The sequence below is a fragment of the Pseudomonas sp. DC3200b2 genome (genome assembly GCF_049895785.1).
GTDB lineage: Bacteria > Pseudomonadota > Gammaproteobacteria > Pseudomonadales > Pseudomonadaceae > Aquipseudomonas > Aquipseudomonas massiliensis.
The window spans coordinates 1-17,062 of record NZ_JAFCTA010000001.1 but is presented as its reverse complement, the minus strand read 5'-3'; the positions used below and the strand labels follow the sequence as shown (position 1 = coordinate 17,062).

Here is a 17,062-nt window from a genome sequence, read left to right as displayed (position 1 = left end):
GACGCGGGTCTTAGCCGAGGCTGATCTGTACTTCCACGCCAGCTGCGAGGTCGAGCTTCATCAGCGCGTCAACGGTTTTATCCGTAGGCTGGACGATGTCCAGAACACGCTTGTGAGTGCGGATTTCGTACTGGTCACGCGCGTCTTTGTTGACGTGCGGGGAAACCAGAACGGTGAACCGCTCCTTGCGAGTTGGCAGTGGGATCGGACCACGCACTTGTGCACCAGTACGTTTCGCGGTTTCCACGATTTCCTGGGTGGATTGGTCGATCAGGCGATGGTCAAAAGCCTTCAACCTGATACGAATTTGCTGATTTTGCATTGGATTTCAGACTCCAGGCTCATTCCCAACAGACGGACTACGCCCGTTAAAAGGAGGCGTGATTCTATAGACGCCCCTAACAGGTGTCAACCCAATAAAAAAGCCCCCGCTAGGCGGGGGCTTCTTCTGTTACGAGGGGCTTACTCGATGATTTTGGCTACAACGCCAGCACCAACGGTACGACCACCTTCACGGATTGCGAAACGCAGGCCGTCTTCCATTGCAATGGTCTTGATCAGGGTGACAACCATTTTCACGTTGTCGCCTGGCATGACCATTTCAACGCCTTCCGGCAGTTCGCAGCTACCGGTCACGTCGGTGGTACGGAAGTAGAACTGAGGACGGTAGCCCTTGAAGAACGGGGTGTGACGACCACCTTCTTCCTTGGACAGCACGTACACTTCAGCTTCAAACTTGGTGTGCGGCTTGACGGTACCTGGCTTGGTCAGAACCTGACCACGCTCGACGTCGTCACGCTTGGTGCCGCGCAGCAGCACGCCGCAGTTCTCGCCAGCACGACCTTCATCCAGCAGCTTGCGGAACATTTCAACGCCGGTGCAGGTGGTCTTGGTGGTTGGACGCAAGCCAACGATCTCGACTTCTTCCTGAATGCGAACGATGCCACGCTCAACACGACCGGTTACAACAGTACCGCGGCCGGAGATCGAGAACACGTCTTCGATCGGCATCAGGAACGGCTTGTCGATGGCGCGAACAGGCTCGGGAATGTAGGTGTCCAGAGTCTCGACCAGCTTCTTCACAGCGCTGGTGCCCATCTCGTTGTCGTCCTGGCCGTTCAGGGCCATCAACGCCGAACCGATGATGATCGGGGTATCGTCGCCTGGGAAATCGTAGGTGCTGAGCAGGTCACGCACTTCCATTTCAACCAGTTCCAGCAGCTCGGCGTCGTCCACCATGTCGGCCTTGTTCAGGAACACGACGATGTAAGGAACGCCAACCTGGCGGGACAGCAGGATGTGTTCGCGAGTCTGGGGCATCGGACCGTCAGCGGCCGAGCAGACCAGGATCGCGCCGTCCATCTGGGCAGCACCGGTGATCATGTTCTTCACGTAGTCAGCGTGACCTGGGCAGTCAACGTGAGCGTAGTGACGAACAGAGGAGTCGTACTCCACGTGCGCGGTGTTGATGGTGATACCGCGAGCTTTCTCTTCCGGGGCGCTGTCGATCTTGTCGAAGTCCACACGAGCCGAACCGAAGACTTCGGAGCAGACGCGGGTCAGAGCAGCGGTCAGAGTGGTTTTACCGTGGTCAACGTGACCGATGGTACCGACGTTGACGTGCGGTTTGTTACGTTCGAATTTTTCTTTAGCCACGACAGTGAACCTCTTGCCTAAAGGGCTTGGTTAGCCTTGTTTTTTAACCAGGGCTTCGACAATGTTCGAAGGCGCTGGAGCGTATTTGGAGAATTCCATGGAGTAGCTGGCCCGGCCCTGAGACATCGAGCGCACGTCGGTTGCGTAACCGAACATCTCGCCCAATGGTACCTCGGCGCGGATCACCTTACCGGAGACGGTGTCTTCCATACCCTGGATCAGACCGCGACGACGGTTCAGGTCACCCATCACATCGCCCATGTAGTCTTCTGGGGTAACGACTTCGACCTTCATGATCGGCTCCAGCACTTCGCCACCGCCCTTCTGGGCCAGCTGCTTGGTTGCCATGGAAGCCGCGACCTTGAACGCCATTTCGTTGGAGTCGACGTCGTGGTACGAACCGTCGAATACCGTCGCCTTCAGGCCGATCAGAGGATAACCGGCAACAACGCCGTTTTTCATCTGTTCTTCGATGCCCTTCTGAATCGCAGGGATGTATTCCTTCGGAATCACACCACCCACGACTTCGTTGGTGAACACCAGGCCTTCGGTGATGTTGCCGTTTTCGTCGATATCGGGCTTGGAGAAACGAACCCAGCAGTGACCGAACTGGCCGCGTCCGCCGGACTGGCGAACGAACTTGCCTTCGATCTCGACGTTGTCCTTGGTGATTTGCTCACGATAGGACACTTGCGGCTTGCCGATGTTGGCCTCGACGTTGAACTCGCGACGCATACGGTCGACGAGGATGTCCAGGTGCAACTCACCCATGCCGGAGATGATGGTCTGGCCGGTTTCTTCGTCGGTCTTGACGCGGAAGGAAGGGTCTTCCTGAGCGAGTTTGCCCAGAGCGATACCCATCTTCTCCTGGTCATCCTTGGTCTTGGGCTCCACGGCCACCGAAATAACCGGCTCCGGGAAGTCCATGCGCACGAGGATGATCGGGTTTTCAGCGGAGCACAGGGTATCACCGGTGGTGACGTCCTTCATGCCGATCAGGGCCGCGATGTCGCCAGCGCGTACTTCCTTGATCTCTTCACGGGTGTTGGCGTGCATCTGAACCATACGACCCACGCGCTCTTTCTTCCCCTTGACGGAGTTGATCACGCCGTCGCCGGAGTTCAGAACGCCGGAGTAAACGCGAGCGAAGGTCAGGGTACCAACGAAGGGGTCGGTAGCGATCTTGAACGCCAGCGCCGAGAAAGGCTCGTCGTCGGTAGCGTGACGCTCCATTTCCTTGGTTTCGTCATCAGGGTGCGAGCCCTTGATGGCCGGGATATCCACAGGCGCCGGAAGGAAATCGATGACAGCGTCGAGAACCAGGGGAACGCCCTTGTTCTTGAACGAGGAACCGCAAACAGCCAGGACGATTTCACCAGCGATGGTACGCTGACGCAGGGCGCCCTTGATTTCCTCGATGGTGAGCTCTTCACCTTCAAGGTACTTGTTCATCAGCTCTTCGTTGGCTTCAGCTGCGGCTTCAACCATGTTGGCGCGCCACTCTTCGGCCATTTCCTGCAGTTCTGCTGGAATCGGCTCACGGCGAGCAGCCATGCCCTTGTCGTCTTCGCTCCAGTACACAGCTTCCATGGTCATGAGGTCGATCTGACCCTGGAAGTTGTCTTCCGCACCGATAGCCAGCTGAATCGGCACCGGGGTGTGACCCAGGCGCTTCTTGATCTGGTCAACGACGCGCAGGAAGTTGGCGCCGGCACGGTCCATCTTGTTCACGTAGACAAGACGTGGAACACCGTACTTGTTGGCCTGACGCCATACGGTTTCCGACTGCGGCTCAACGCCGGAGGTTCCACAGAACACGACCACGGCACCGTCGAGTACGCGCAGCGAACGCTCAACTTCGATGGTGAAGTCAACGTGGCCGGGGGTATCGATGATGTTGAAGCGGTGCTTTTCGAACTGCTTGTTCGAACCTGCCCAGAAAGCGGTCGTAGCAGCGGAGGTAATGGTAATACCCCGCTCCTGCTCCTGCACCATCCAGTCCATGGTCGCGGCGCCATCATGCACCTCGCCCATCTTGTGGTTCACGCCGGTGTAAAACAGTACGCGCTCGGTGGTGGTGGTTTTACCCGCATCCACGTGAGCGACGATACCGATGTTACGGTAGCGGTTAATCGGAGTAGTACGAGCCATAAAGCCCTCGCAAAGTGAGTGACGCTGATATTAGAAGCGGTAGTGCGAGAAGGCTTTGTTGGCTTCAGCCATACGGTGCACGTCTTCACGCTTCTTGACCGCAGCGCCTTTGCCTTCAGCAGCATCCAGCAACTCGCCCGCCAGGCGCAGGGCCATGGACTTCTCGCCGCGCTTGCGGGCGTAGTCCACCAGCCAGCGCATGGCCAGGGCGTTACGACGGGATGGACGAACTTCGACCGGAACCTGGTAGGTTGCACCGCCTACACGGCGGGACTTTACTTCGACCAGCGGAGCGATGGCGTCGAGAGCTTTCTCGAAGATTTCCAGGGGGTCGCTGTTCTTGCGGGCCTTGACCGTTTCCAGGGCACCGTAAACGATGCGCTCGGCAACGGCTTTCTTGCCGCTTTCCATCACGTGGTTCATGAATTTGGCGAGGATCTGGCTTCCGTATTTCGGATCGTCCAGGATCTCACGCTTGGCTGCTACACGACGTCTTGGCATTGATAAGCCCTCAAACGGTCTTCAGGTTAGCCCGGGACAGTGCCCGACCTTACTCTTATCGACTCAATAAAATGTTGACTGCAAAGTGCGGAACGCGATCCTTACTTCGGACGCTTGGTACCGTACTTGGAACGACCCTGGTTACGACCCTTGACACCTGAGGTATCCAGCGAGCCGCGAACGGTGTGGTAACGCACACCTGGCAAGTCCTTTACACGACCGCCACGGATCAGCACAACGCTGTGCTCTTGCAGGTTGTGGCCTTCACCGCCGATGTACGAGGAAACCTCGAAACCGTTGGTCAGGCGTACACGGCAGACTTTACGCAGTGCCGAGTTTGGTTTTTTCGGCGTGGTGGTGTACACGCGGGTGCACACACCACGACGCTGCGGGCAGTTCTGCAGCGCAGGTACGTCGGATTTCTCGACGATACGCTTGCGCGGCTGACGTACCAGCTGGTTGATCGTTGCCATCTTTTAGCTCCACTGATGTCTTTCGACGCTATTGCCCTACTTGAAAAGCAAATGGCAGGGCAAAAGCCCCGCCATAATTAGGGGTACGAGAGTCTAAAGATCCCTCGCCCCTCAGTCAAGGCGAAGCGCGCCCTCCCCCACCGGTAGCCCGGGAGGGGGAGAGGCGCCTGGCCTTGTCAGTTACCGCTGGAGTTCAGGGCTTCCGTCAGAGCGGCTTCCACTTCACTCGCGCTTACGCGCAGCGGCTTGTCCGCATCACGGCGACGCTTGCGTTCGCTGTGGTACGCCAGGCCGGTACCGGCCGGGATCAAGCGACCCACCACGACGTTTTCCTTCAAGCCGCGCAGGTAGTCGCGCTTGCCGGTAACCGCCGCCTCGGTGAGTACCCGGGTGGTTTCCTGGAACGATGCCGCCGAGATGAACGACTCGGTCGACAGCGATGCCTTGGTGATACCCAACAGCACACGCGAGTATTTCGCGATGAACTTGTCTTCGGAGGCCAGACGCTCGTTTTCGCCGAGCACCTGGGTGAGCTCCATCTGGTCGCCCTTGATGAAGCTGGAATCACCGGATTCGGCGATCTCCACCTTACGCAGCATCTGACGCAGGATGGTCTCGATGTGCTTGTCGTTGATCTTCACACCCTGCAGGCGGTACACGTCCTGGATTTCGTTGACGATGTACTTGGCCAGCGCACTCACACCCAGCAAGCGCAGGATGTCATGCGGGTCGCTCGGACCGTCGGAGATCACTTCCCCGCGGTTGACCTGTTCGCCTTCGAAGACGTTCAGGTGGCGCCACTTCGGAATCAGCTCCTCGTACGGATCGCTGCCGTCGTTCGGCGTGATCACCAGGCGACGCTTGCCCTTGGTTTCCTTGCCGAAAGCGATGGTGCCGCTGACTTCCGCCAGGATCGACGCTTCCTTCGGACGACGCGCTTCGAACAGGTCGGCCACCCGCGGCAAACCACCGGTGATGTCACGGGTCTTGGAAGTTTCCTGAGGAATACGCGCGATAACATCACCCACACCCACCTGGACACCGTCCGCCACACCCACCAGGGCGTTAGCGGGGAGGAAGTACTGAGCAGGCACGTCGGTACCTGGCAGCAACAGATCCTTGCCATCGGCGCCGACCATCTTCACGGCCGGACGGATTTCCTTGCCAGCGGCAGGACGATCCTTCACATCGAGGACTTCGATGTTGGTCAGGCCGGTCAGTTCGTCGGTCTGACGCTTGATGGTGATGCCTTCTTCCATGCCCACGAAGGTCACGGTACCTTTCATCTCGGTCACGATCGGGTGGGTGTGCGGGTCCCACTTGGCGACGATGGCGCCAGCGTCGACCTTGTCCCCTTCCTTAACCGAGATCACTGCACCGTACGGCAGCTTGTAGCGCTCGCGCTCGCGGCCGAACTCGTCGGCAATGGCCAGCTCGCCGGAGCGGGAGACCGCTACCAGGTTGCCGTCCGCGCGCTCCACGTGCTTGAGGTTGTGCAGGCGCACCATGCCGCCGTTCTTCACCTGGACGCTATCCGCGGCGGAGGTCCGGCTGGCCGCACCACCGATGTGGAAGGTACGCATGGTCAGCTGGGTGCCAGGCTCACCGATGGACTGGGCGGCAATGACGCCGACCGCTTCACCGATGTTGACCAAATGGCCACGGGCCAGGTCGCGGCCGTAGCACTTGGAGCAGATCCCGTACCGGGTCTCGCAGCTGATCGGCGAACGCACGACCACTTCGTCGACACTGTTGAGCTCGATGAACTCGACCCACTTCTCGTCCACCAGCGTACCGGCGGGGACGATCACCTCGTCGGTGCCAGGCTTCATCACGTCCTTGGCCATGACACGGCCCAGTACGCGCTCGCCCAACGGCTCGACCACGTCACCGCCTTCGATATGCGGCGTCATGATCAGGCCCTGCTCGGTACCGCAGTCGATCTCGGTCACCACCAGGTCCTGGGCCACATCCACCAGACGACGGGTCAGGTAACCGGAGTTCGCGGTCTTCAACGCGGTATCCGCCAGACCCTTACGCGCACCGTGAGTAGAGATGAAGTACTGCAGTACGCTCAAACCTTCACGGAAGTTCGCAGTGATCGGCGTTTCGATGATGGAGCCATCCGGCTTGGCCATCAGGCCGCGCATACCGGCCAACTGGCGAATCTGGGCAGCCGAACCCCGGGCGCCGGAGTCCGCCATCATGTACATGGAGTTGAAGGACTCCTGCTCGACTTCCTTGCCTTCGCGGTCGATGACCTTTTCTTTCGAAAGGTTGGCCATCATCGCCTTGGATACTTCGTCGTTGGCCTTGGACCAGAGGTCGATGACCTTGTTGTACTTCTCGCCCTGGGTAACCAGGCCGGAGGCGTACTGACTTTCGATTTCCTTTACTTCGTCGGTAGCGGTACCGATGATCCGGGCTTTTTCGTCCGGGATCACGAAGTCGTTCACACCGATGGAAACGCCGGAGATCGTCGAATAGGCGAAACCGGTGTACATCAGCTGGTCAGCGAAGATCACGGTTTCCTTCAGGCCTACCACGCGATAGCAGTGGTTGATCAGCTTGGAAATCGCCTTCTTCTTCATCGGCTGGTTGACGACGTCATACGGCAGGCCGGCAGGCACCACCTGGAACAACAAGGCACGGCCGACGGTGGTGTCGACGATGCGAGTGCTGGTGACACTGCCGCCGTCGCGGTCGTTCACGGTCTCGGTGATCCGGACCTTGATCTTGGCGTGCAGGGCTGCCTCGCCAGCGCGGAAGACGCGGTCGACTTCCTGCAGATCGGCGAATACGCGGCCCTCGCCCTTGGCGTTGATGGCTTCCCGGGTCATGTAGTACAGACCGAGAACCACGTCCTGGGACGGAACGATGATCGGCTCACCGTTGGCGGGCGACAGGATGTTGTTGGTGGACATCATCAGCGCGCGCGCTTCCAGCTGAGCCTCGAGAGTCAGCGGAACGTGCACGGCCATCTGGTCACCGTCGAAGTCGGCGTTGTAGGCCGCGCACACCAGTGGATGCAGCTGGATCGCCTTGCCTTCGATCAACACCGGCTCGAACGCCTGGATGCCCAGACGGTGCAGGGTAGGCGCGCGGTTGAGCAGCACGGGGTGTTCGCGGATCACTTCGGCGAGCACGTCCCAGACCTCTGGCAGCTCGCGCTCGACCATCTTCTTGGCCGCCTTGATGGTAGTGGCCAGGCCACGCACTTCAAGCTTGCCGAAGATGAACGGCTTGAACAGCTCCAGGGCCATTTTCTTGGGCAGGCCGCACTGGTGCAGACGCAGGGTCGGGCCCACGGTGATCACGGAACGACCGGAGTAGTCCACGCGCTTACCGAGCAGGTTCTGACGGAAGCGGCCTTGCTTACCTTTGATCATGTCGGCCAGCGACTTGAGCGGACGCTTGTTCGAGCCGGTGATGGCACGACCGCGACGGCCGTTGTCGAGCAGGGCATCGACCGCTTCCTGCAGCATGCGCTTCTCGTTACGCACGATGATATCGGGCGCGGACAGATCCAGCAGACGCTTCAGGCGGTTGTTACGGTTGATGACGCGGCGATACAGGTCGTTCAGGTCCGAGGTCGCGAAACGGCCACCGTCCAGCGGGACGAGCGGGCGCAGGTCTGGCGGCAGTACCGGCAGAACGGTCAGGACCATCCACTCCGGCAGGTTGCCGGAGCCCTGGAAGGCTTCCATCAGCTTCAGGCGCTTGGACAGCTTCTTGATCTTGGTTTCGGAGTTGGTCTGCGGAATCTCTTCGCGCAGGCGGCCAATCTCGTGCTCCAGGTCAATGGCGTGCAGCAGCTCGCGCACGGCTTCGGCGCCCATGCGAGCGTCGAAGTCGTCACCGAACTCTTCAAGGGCTTCGAAGTACTGTTCGTCGTTGAGCAGCTGGCCTTTTTCAAGGGTGGTCATGCCCGGATCGATCACCACGTAGCTCTCGAAGTAGAGCACGCGCTCGATGTCACGCAGGGTCATGTCCATCAGCAGGCCGATACGGGACGGCAGCGATTTCAGGAACCAGATATGGGCTACTGGGGAGGCCAGTTCGATGTGCGCCATGCGCTCACGACGAACCTTGGCCAAGGCGACTTCAACGCCGCACTTCTCACAGATGACGCCGCGGTGCTTGAGGCGCTTGTACTTGCCGCACAGGCACTCGTAGTCCTTCACCGGGCCAAAGATCTTGGCGCAGAAAAGACCGTCACGCTCAGGCTTGAACGTACGGTAGTTGATGGTTTCAGGCTTCTTGACTTCACCGAACGACCACGAACGGATCATTTCAGGCGAGGCAAGGCCAATACGGATGGCGTCGAACTCTTCGACTTGACCCTGGTTTTTCAGCAGATTCAACAGGTCTTTCAAGGCCTTTTCCTCCTGGCGGAGCTGGAAGCGGGGCTACCCCCGCTCCCATTCACGTCGCGTGTTATTCGGTTTCCAGATCGATATCGATACCGAGCGAACGGATTTCTTTGATCAACACGTTGAAGGACTCGGGCATGCCCGGCTCCATACGGTGATCGCCGTCCACGATGTTCTTGTACATCTTGGTACGGCCGTTCACGTCGTCCGACTTCACGGTGAGCATTTCCTGCAGGGTGTATGCCGCGCCGTATGCTTCCAGCGCCCACACCTCCATCTCCCCGAAACGCTGGCCACCGAACTGAGCCTTACCACCCAGCGGCTGCTGGGTAACCAGGCTGTAGGAACCGGTGGAACGCGCGTGCATCTTGTCGTCCACCAGGTGGTTCAGCTTCAGCATGTACATATAGCCGACAGTGACCGGACGCTCGAACTTGTTACCGGTCCGCCCGTCGAACAGCTGCATCTGGCCGCTCTCTGGCATGTCCGCCAGCTTGAGCATCGACTTGATCTCGCTTTCCTTGGCACCGTCGAATACCGGGGTAGCCATGGGAACGCCCGCCTTGAGGTTCTTGGCCAGGGCCAGGACCTCCTCGTCCGACAGCTCGTCGATGTTTTCGTGGCGACCGCCGATCTCGTTGTAGATCTCGTTCAGGAAGCCACGCAGTTCGGCGACCTGACGCTGCTCTTCGAGCATGCGGTTGATCTTCTCGCCCAAGCCCTTGGCCGCGAGGCCCAGGTGGGTTTCGAGGATCTGGCCCACGTTCATCCGCGAAGGTACGCCGAGCGGGTTCAAGACCACGTCCACAGGGGTGCCGTTGGCGTCGTGCGGCATGTCTTCAACCGGCATGATCACCGAGACCACACCCTTGTTACCGTGACGGCCGGCCATCTTGTCGCCCGGCTGGATGCGGCGACGGATAGCCAGGTAGACCTTGACGATCTTCAGTACGCCCGGCGCCAGGTCATCGCCCTGCTGCAGCTTGCGCTTCTTGTCTTCGAACTTGTCATCGAGCAGACGGCGGCGGTCAACGATGTATTGCTGGGCTTTCTCCAGCTGCTCGTTGAGCGCGTCGTCAGCCATGCGCAGTTTGAACCACTGGCCGTGTTCCAGGCCGTTGAGCACGTCATTGGTCAGCTCGGTGCCTTTCTTCAGGCCCGCGCCCCCATCCACGACCTGCCCGACCAGGGCGCTACGCAGACGCTCGAAGGTCGCGCCTTCGACGATGCGGAACTCTTCGTTGAGGTCCTTGCGAATCTGGTCCAGCTGGCTCTTCTCGATGGACAGCGCGCGCGAGTCACGTTCCACGCCATCACGGGTGAAGACCTGCACGTCAATGACGGTACCCTTGGTGCCGGTTGGCACGCGCAGGGAGGTGTCCTTCACGTCGCTAGCCTTTTCACCGAAGATCGCGCGCAGCAGTTTCTCTTCCGGCGTCAGCTGGGTTTCGCCTTTCGGCGTGACCTTGCCTACCAGGATGTCGCCAGGGCCGACTTCGGCGCCAACGTACACGATACCGGCCTCGTCCAGCTTGTTCAGCGCCGCTTCACCCACGTTCGGGATGTCGGCGGTGATTTCCTCTGGGCCAAGCTTGGTATCACGGGCCACACAGGTCAGTTCCTGAATGTGGATCGTGGTGAAGCGATCTTCCTGAACCACGCGCTCGGACAGGCAGATGGAGTCTTCGAAGTTGAAGCCGTTCCATGCCATGAACGCGATGCGCATGTTCTGGCCCAGCGCAAGTTCACCCATGTCGGTGGACGGGCCGTCGGCCATGATGTCACCGCGCGCGACCACGTCACCCTTGTTGACCAGCGGACGCTGGTTGATGCAGGTGTTCTGGTTGGAACGGGTGTACTTGGTCAGGTTGTAGATATCCACACCCGCTTCGCCGGTTTCCACTTCGTCATCGGCGACACGCACGACGATGCGGCTGGCATCCACGGAGTCGATCACGCCGCCGCGACGCGCGACCACGCATACGCCGGAGTCACGCGCTACGTTGCGCTCCATGCCGGTACCGACCAGGGGCTTGTCCGAGCGCAGGGTAGGCACTGCCTGACGCTGCATGTTCGAACCCATGAGGGCGCGGTTGGCGTCGTCGTGCTCGAGGAACGGAATCAACGAGGCCGCGACCGAAACAACCTGCTTGGGCGAGACGTCCATCAGGGTAACGTCTTCAGGCGCCTTGACGGTGAATTCGTTCAGGTGACGCACGGCCACCAGCTCGTCGATCAGCTGGTTTTTCTCGTTCATGGCCGCCGAAGCCTGGGCGATCACGTGATCGGCCTCTTCGATGGCGGACAGGAAGACGATCTCGTCGGTAACCACGCCATCCTTCACAACGCGGTATGGGCTTTCCAGGAAGCCATACTGGTTGGTGCGGGCGTAAGCGGCCAGGGAGTTGATCAGACCGATGTTCGGACCTTCCGGCGTTTCGATCGGGCACACGCGGCCGTAGTGGGTCGGATGCACGTCACGCACTTCGAAGCCCGCGCGTTCGCGGGTCAGGCCGCCTGGGCCGAGCGCGGAGACACGACGCTTGTGGGTGATCTCGGACAGCGGGTTGTTCTGGTCCATGAACTGGGACAGCTGGCTGGAGCCGAAGAACTCTTTCACCGCCGCGGCCACAGGCTTGGCGTTGATCAGGTCCTGAGGCATCAGGCCCTCGCTTTCGGCCATGGACAGGCGTTCCTTGACAGCACGCTCTACCCGCACCAGACCCACGCGGAACTGGTTCTCGGCCATCTCGCCAACGCAGCGCACACGACGGTTGCCCAGGTGGTCGATATCGTCGACGATGCCCTTGCCGTTACGGATGTCCACCAGGGTCTTGAGCACGGCGACGATGTCATCCTTGCTCAGTACGCCGGAACCTTCGATCTCGGCGCGGCCGATACGACGGTTGAACTTCATCCGGCCAACGGCGGAGAGGTCGTAGCGCTCGGCACTGAAGAACAGGTTGTTAAACAGGGTTTCGGCGGCGTCCTTGGTCGGCGGCTCGCCTGGGCGCATCATCCGGTAGATTTCCACCAGAGCTTCCAGCTGGTTGCTGGTGGAGTCGATCTTCAGGGTATCGGAGATGAACGGACCGCAGTCGATGTCGTTGGTGTACAACGTCTCGATGCGAACGACCTGGGCCTTGGCGATCTTCACCAGAACTTCGGTAGTCAATTCGGTGTTGCATTCGGCGATGATTTCGCCAGTTGCCGGGTGCACGATGGCCTTGGCAGTGGTACGGCCAATCATGTAGTCCAGTGGAACTTCCAGTTCCTTCACACCAGCCTTTTCCAGCTGGTTGATGTGACGCGCGGTGATCCGGCGACCCTGCTCGACAATGACCTTGCCGTCGTTGTCGGTGATGTCCATGGACGCGATTTCACCACGCAGGCGCTGAGGCACCAGTTCCAGGCTCAGCTTCTCGCCTTTCACGTGGAAAATGTTGGTGGTGTAGAAGGCGTCCAGGACTTCCTCGGTGGTGTAGCCGAGGGCGCGCAGCAATACCGAGGCCGGTAGCTTGCGACGGCGGTCGATACGTACGAACACGCAGTCCTTGGGGTCGAACTCGAAGTCCAGCCAGGAGCCGCGGTACGGAATGATGCGCGCCGAGTACAGCAGCTTGCCCGAGCTGTGGGTCTTGCCACGGTCGTGGTCGAAGAATACGCCAGGCGAACGGTGCAGCTGGGAAACGATCACACGCTCGGTACCGTTGATGACGAAGGTACCGTTTTCAGTCATCAGGGGAATTTCACCCATGTAGACTTCTTGCTCTTTGATGTCTTTGATCGCTTTGTTCGACGATTCCTTGTCGAAGATGATCAGGCGCACCTTGACCCGCAGCGGAACCGCGAAGGTCACGCCACGCAGCACGCACTCCTTCACGTCGAAGGCGGGCTCGCCCAGGCGATAACCAACGTACTCCAGGGCAGCGTTGCCGGAGTAGCTGATGATCGGGAATACCGATTTGAAGGCCGCATGCAGACCGACGTCGCGGAACTGGTCCTTGGTCACTCCCGCCTGCAGGAATTCACGATAAGAATCCAGCTGGATGGCCAGGAGGTAAGGCACATCCATGACGTCCGGCAACTTGCTAAAGTCCTTGCGGATACGTTTTTTCTCAGTGTATGAGTAAGCCATCAGCGTTCCCCAGCTTGGTCACCTGCTTGTTTGGCCTCTCCCGGCGGGAGTAGCCAGAAAATCTTGCGAGCCCCATGGCTCGCGTCACCCCGTCGGGGTGGATACAGCGTGTTACAGGCCTTGAAGCCAACGACCAGTAACGGAAAAAGGCCGGTGGCATAAGCCACCAGCCATCAGCCGTCTGCTTGACGCTCGGGCCGCGGAGGCAAAGTCGATGCTTACTTGAGCTCGACTTTGGCGCCTGCTTCTTCCAGTGCTTTCTTGGCAGCTTCGGCTTCTTCTTTCGAAACGCCTTCCTTGACCACGCCTGGAGCGCCGTCAACGACAGCCTTGGCTTCTTTCAGGCCCAGACCGGTCAGTTCACGAACAGCCTTGATCACGTTTACTTTCTTCTCGCCAGCTTCGGCCAGAACGATGGTGAACTCGGTTTGCTCTTCAACGGCAGCGGCAGCTGGGCCAGCAGCAGCAACGGTAGCAGCAGCGGCGGTAACGCCGAACTTCTCTTCCATTGCCTTGATCAGTTCAACGACTTGCATGACCGACATTTCGGCAACGGCGTTGATGATATCTTCTTGAGACAGAGCCATGACTCTAATTCCTGTATTGGGGGACAGCCTTCGCGGCCATCAAGATAAACAAATTAAACGGAAAGAGCGTACGAGGCCTTAGGCCGCGCTTGCTTCCTTCTGGTCGCGAATAGCCGCCAGGGTACGAGCCAGCTTGCTGGTAGCGCCTTGGATCACGCTCATCAGCTGCGAAATGGCTTCGTCGCGGGTCGGCAGAGTTGCCAGTACGTCGATCTGATTGGCTGCGAGGAACTTGCCCTCGAACGCAGCTGCCTTGATCTCGAACTTGTCCTGACCCTTCGAGAACTCCTTGAACAGACGAGCGGCAGCGCCCGGGTGTTCGTTGGAGAACGCGATCAGGGTCGGGCCTTTGAACGCGTCGTTGAGGACACTGAAATCAGTACCTTCAACAGCGCGGCGCAGCAGGGTGTTACGTACGACACGCACGTATACGCCAGCTTCGCGGGCCTCTTTACGGAGTCCGGTCATTGCGCCTACAGTCACGCCACGGGCATCAGCCACGACAGCGGACAGAGCAGCTTTGGCAGCCTCGTTGACTTCAGCGACGATGGCCTTCTTGTCTTCGAGTTTAATTGCCACGGGTTTACTCCTGGTTTTTACCGTTTCATCCGGCCGGAGCTGGATGTCGTTTTGGTGTCTGATTCGGTAACGAATCGGGAGCACCATCTGCGTAGGCTTTTGGTTTAAGGCTTGCGCCGCCTACGGTCTTGGATAGCCCCCGCCAGGCAGGGACCCCAATCTTGCAAGAGCGCCCGCTTAAGGGCGCCCCATTGTGTCTCAAGCGTTCAGCGAGCTCTGGTCGATCACCAGGCCTGGGCCCATGGTGGTGCTCAGGGTAACGCGCTTCACGTAGATACCTTTCGAGGAAGCAGGCTTGATACGCTTGAGGTCAGCGATCAGTGCTTCAACGTTTTCCTTCAGCTTGCCGGCTTCGAAGCCAACCTTGCCAACGGAGGTATGGATGATGCCGTTCTTGTCGGTGCGGTAGCGAACCTGACCAGCCTTGGCGTTCTTGACCGCGCCAGCTACGTCAGGGGTAACGGTACCGACTTTCGGGTTAGGCATCAGGCCGCGAGGACCGAGCACCTGACCCAGCTGACCCACGACGCGCATGGCATCGGGAGAGGCGATGACCACGTCGTAGTTCAGGTCGCCGCCTTTCATTTCGGCGGCCAGGTCGTCCATGCCAACGCGATCGGCGCCGGCAGCCAAAGCGGCTTCCGCGGCAGGACCCTGGGTGAACACGGCCACGCGAACGGTTTTACCGGTGCCGTGAGGCAGAACGGTAGCACTACGTACGACCTGGTCGGATTTACGCGGGTCAACGCCCAGGTTCACGGCCACATCGAAGGACTCGCTGAACTTGACGGTGGACAGCTCGGCCAACAGGTTGGCGGCTTCTTCGAAGCTGTAGGCCTTGCCTGCTTCGATCTTGGAGGCGATAGCCTTTTGACGCTTGGTTTGCTTAGCCATTACACACCCTCCACGTTCAGGCCCATGCTGCGAGCGGAGCCGGCGATGGTGCGCACGGCTGCTTCGAGGCTGGCAGCGGTCAGATCAGCGTTCTTGGCCTTGGCGATGTCCTCGAGCTGAGCGCGAGTGACGGTGCCGACCTTGACGGTGTTCGGACGAGCCGAACCACTGGTCAGGCCTGCTGCTTTCTTCAGCAGAACCGAAGCAGGGGTGCTCTTGGTTTCGAAAGTGAAGCTGCGGTCGCTGTAGACAGTGATGATCACAGGCGTCGGCAGGCCGGGCTCCATACCCTGGGTACGGGCGTTGAAGGCCTTGCAGAATTCCATGATGTTCACGCCGTGCTGACCCAGAGCTGGACCTACGGGTGGGCTCGGGTTGGCCTGGGCGGCCTTTACTTGCAGCTTGATATAAGCCGTGATTTTCTTAGCCATGAGCTACTCCAATTTTGGGTTCAGACGCCTTTCGGCTCCCCATTTGCTTGCGTTTTATCCCGGTGACGACAAAACCCCGCAGCTTACGCCTGCGGGGTATGGGATCCGTCTCCAGTCAGACCTTTTCGACCTGGCTGAACTCTAGCTCCACCGGAGTGGAACGACCGAAAATGAGAACGGCGACTTGCAACCGGCTCTTCTCGTAGTTGACTTCTTCGACCGAGCCATTGAAATCAGCGAATGGCCCATCGATGACACGCACGACCTCACCTGGCTCGAACAAGGTTTTCGGCTTCGGCTTGTCGCTACCATCCGCGACACGGCGCAGAATGGCTTCAGCTTCCTTGTCGGTGATGGGAGCGGGCTTGTCGGCGGTACCGCCAATGAAGCCCATGACGCGCGGGGTATCCTTGACAAGGTGCCAAGTCCCTTCGCTCATTTCCATCTGAACCAGAACGTAGCCAGGGAAGAACTTGCGCTCACTTTTGCGCTTCTGGCCATTCCGCATTTCCACCACTTCTTCGGTGGGAACGAGGATTTCGCCAAACTGCTCTTCCATGCCTGCGAGCTTGACGCGCTCGATCAACGAACGCATGACATGCTTCTCGTAACCCGAGTAAGCATGCACAACGTACCAACGCTTAGCCACGGGACACCCTTAGCCTACAATCAAGGAAACAAGCCAGCCCAGGAGGGAATCGAGCCCCCACAGCAGCAAGGCCATAACCAAAACGACAGCCACGACGATCATCGTGGTCTGCGCAGTCTCTTGGCGGGTAGGCCAAACGACCTTACGGATTTCGGTGCGAGCTTCCTTCGCCAGGACGAAAAAGGACTTACCCTTGGCGGTTTGAAGCGCGACATACGCGGCAACGGCAGCGAGCACAATCAGTGCCAGCACGCGATACAGGACGGGAGCCGCCGAGTAATACTGATTACCAACAACCCCCACGACAACCAACGCAACTACGACCAACCACTTGAGGAGATCGAAACGGGTGTCAGAGGCTTCGGCCTTCGGCATCATCTGGGGAAATCCTGTGAAAAGAAAGCCAGCCACCGAAGTGAATCTGGCAGGTCAGGAGGGAATCGAACCCCCAACCTACGGTTTTGGAGACCGTCGCTCTGCCAATTGAGCTACTGACCTAAAACTGAATCAGGCCGACCATTATGTCGGCCTGATGGAGAGATTACAAGCTTTTTTACTCGATGATTTTGGCTACAACGCCAGCACCAACGGTACGACCACCTTCACGGATTGCGAAACGCAGGCCGTCTT

13 protein-coding genes, 1 tRNA gene and 1 pseudogene are annotated in these 17,062 nt (G+C 59.2%); all 15 read right to left on the bottom strand.

Annotation, left to right across the window (positions count from 1 at the left end; all coding sequences use genetic code 11):
* Window positions 1–10: 10 nt before the first annotated feature.
* Complete coding sequence (gene rpsJ, locus ACP691_RS00075; protein WP_003186070.1) at window positions 11–322, bottom strand: 30S ribosomal protein S10; 312 nt, start codon at window positions 320–322, stop codon at window positions 11–13.
* A gap of 140 nt (window positions 323–462) precedes the next feature.
* Window positions 463–1,656 (bottom strand): elongation factor Tu, encoded by a 1,194-nt coding sequence (tuf, locus tag ACP691_RS00070; RefSeq protein ID WP_426152294.1) that lies wholly within the window; start codon window positions 1,654–1,656, stop codon window positions 463–465.
* 30 nt (window positions 1,657–1,686) lie between these two features.
* A complete protein-coding gene (gene fusA / locus ACP691_RS00065) occupies window positions 1,687–3,807 on the bottom strand; it encodes an elongation factor G (RefSeq protein ID WP_426152306.1) in 2,121 nt (706 codons plus the stop codon).
* A gap of 30 nt (window positions 3,808–3,837) precedes the next feature.
* On the bottom strand, window positions 3,838–4,308 hold the full coding sequence (gene rpsG, locus ACP691_RS00060) for a 30S ribosomal protein S7 (protein WP_040261491.1): 471 nt from the start codon (window positions 4,306–4,308) through the stop codon (window positions 3,838–3,840).
* 101 nt (window positions 4,309–4,409) lie between these two features.
* Complete coding sequence (rpsL, locus tag ACP691_RS00055) at window positions 4,410–4,781, bottom strand: 30S ribosomal protein S12 (protein WP_003186084.1); 372 nt, start codon at window positions 4,779–4,781, stop codon at window positions 4,410–4,412.
* Between the two features lie 176 nt (window positions 4,782–4,957).
* Window positions 4,958–9,157: a DNA-directed RNA polymerase subunit beta' gene (gene rpoC / locus ACP691_RS00050; protein ID WP_426152303.1), complete on the bottom strand. Its 4,200-nt coding sequence runs from the start codon at window positions 9,155–9,157 to the stop codon at window positions 4,958–4,960.
* A 61-nt stretch (window positions 9,158–9,218) separates the two neighbouring features.
* Entirely contained in the window at window positions 9,219–13,292 is a 4,074-nt protein-coding gene (gene rpoB / locus ACP691_RS00045) for a DNA-directed RNA polymerase subunit beta (RefSeq protein WP_426152301.1), read from the bottom strand.
* Window positions 13,293–13,510: 218 nt separating this feature from the next.
* Entirely contained in the window at window positions 13,511–13,879 is a 369-nt protein-coding gene (gene rplL / locus ACP691_RS00040; RefSeq protein WP_040261488.1) for a 50S ribosomal protein L7/L12, read from the bottom strand.
* A 78-nt stretch (window positions 13,880–13,957) separates the two neighbouring features.
* Window positions 13,958–14,458 carry a 50S ribosomal protein L10 gene (gene rplJ / locus ACP691_RS00035; protein ID WP_426152299.1) on the bottom strand — a complete coding sequence of 167 codons (501 nt, stop codon included), beginning with the start codon at window positions 14,456–14,458 and terminating at the stop codon, window positions 13,958–13,960.
* A 198-nt stretch (window positions 14,459–14,656) separates the two neighbouring features.
* Window positions 14,657–15,352: a 50S ribosomal protein L1 gene (gene rplA, locus ACP691_RS00030; protein ID WP_040261486.1), complete on the bottom strand. Its 696-nt coding sequence runs from the start codon at window positions 15,350–15,352 to the stop codon at window positions 14,657–14,659.
* A complete protein-coding gene (gene rplK, locus ACP691_RS00025; RefSeq protein WP_040261484.1) occupies window positions 15,352–15,783 on the bottom strand; it encodes a 50S ribosomal protein L11 in 432 nt (143 codons plus the stop codon). The genes rplA and rplK overlap by 1 nt, the downstream gene beginning before the upstream one ends.
* A gap of 115 nt (window positions 15,784–15,898) precedes the next feature.
* Entirely contained in the window at window positions 15,899–16,432 is a 534-nt protein-coding gene (gene nusG, locus ACP691_RS00020; protein WP_040261483.1) for a transcription termination/antitermination protein NusG, read from the bottom strand.
* 9 nt (window positions 16,433–16,441) lie between these two features.
* Window positions 16,442–16,810, bottom strand: coding sequence for a preprotein translocase subunit SecE (gene secE / locus ACP691_RS00015; protein ID WP_426152296.1), 369 nt, complete (start codon window positions 16,808–16,810; stop codon window positions 16,442–16,444).
* A 44-nt stretch (window positions 16,811–16,854) separates the two neighbouring features.
* A tRNA-Trp gene (locus ACP691_RS00010) sits at window positions 16,855–16,930 on the bottom strand.
* 55 nt (window positions 16,931–16,985) lie between these two features.
* Window positions 16,986–17,062: pseudogene (locus ACP691_RS00005) on the bottom strand (hypothetical protein); the annotation flags it as partial.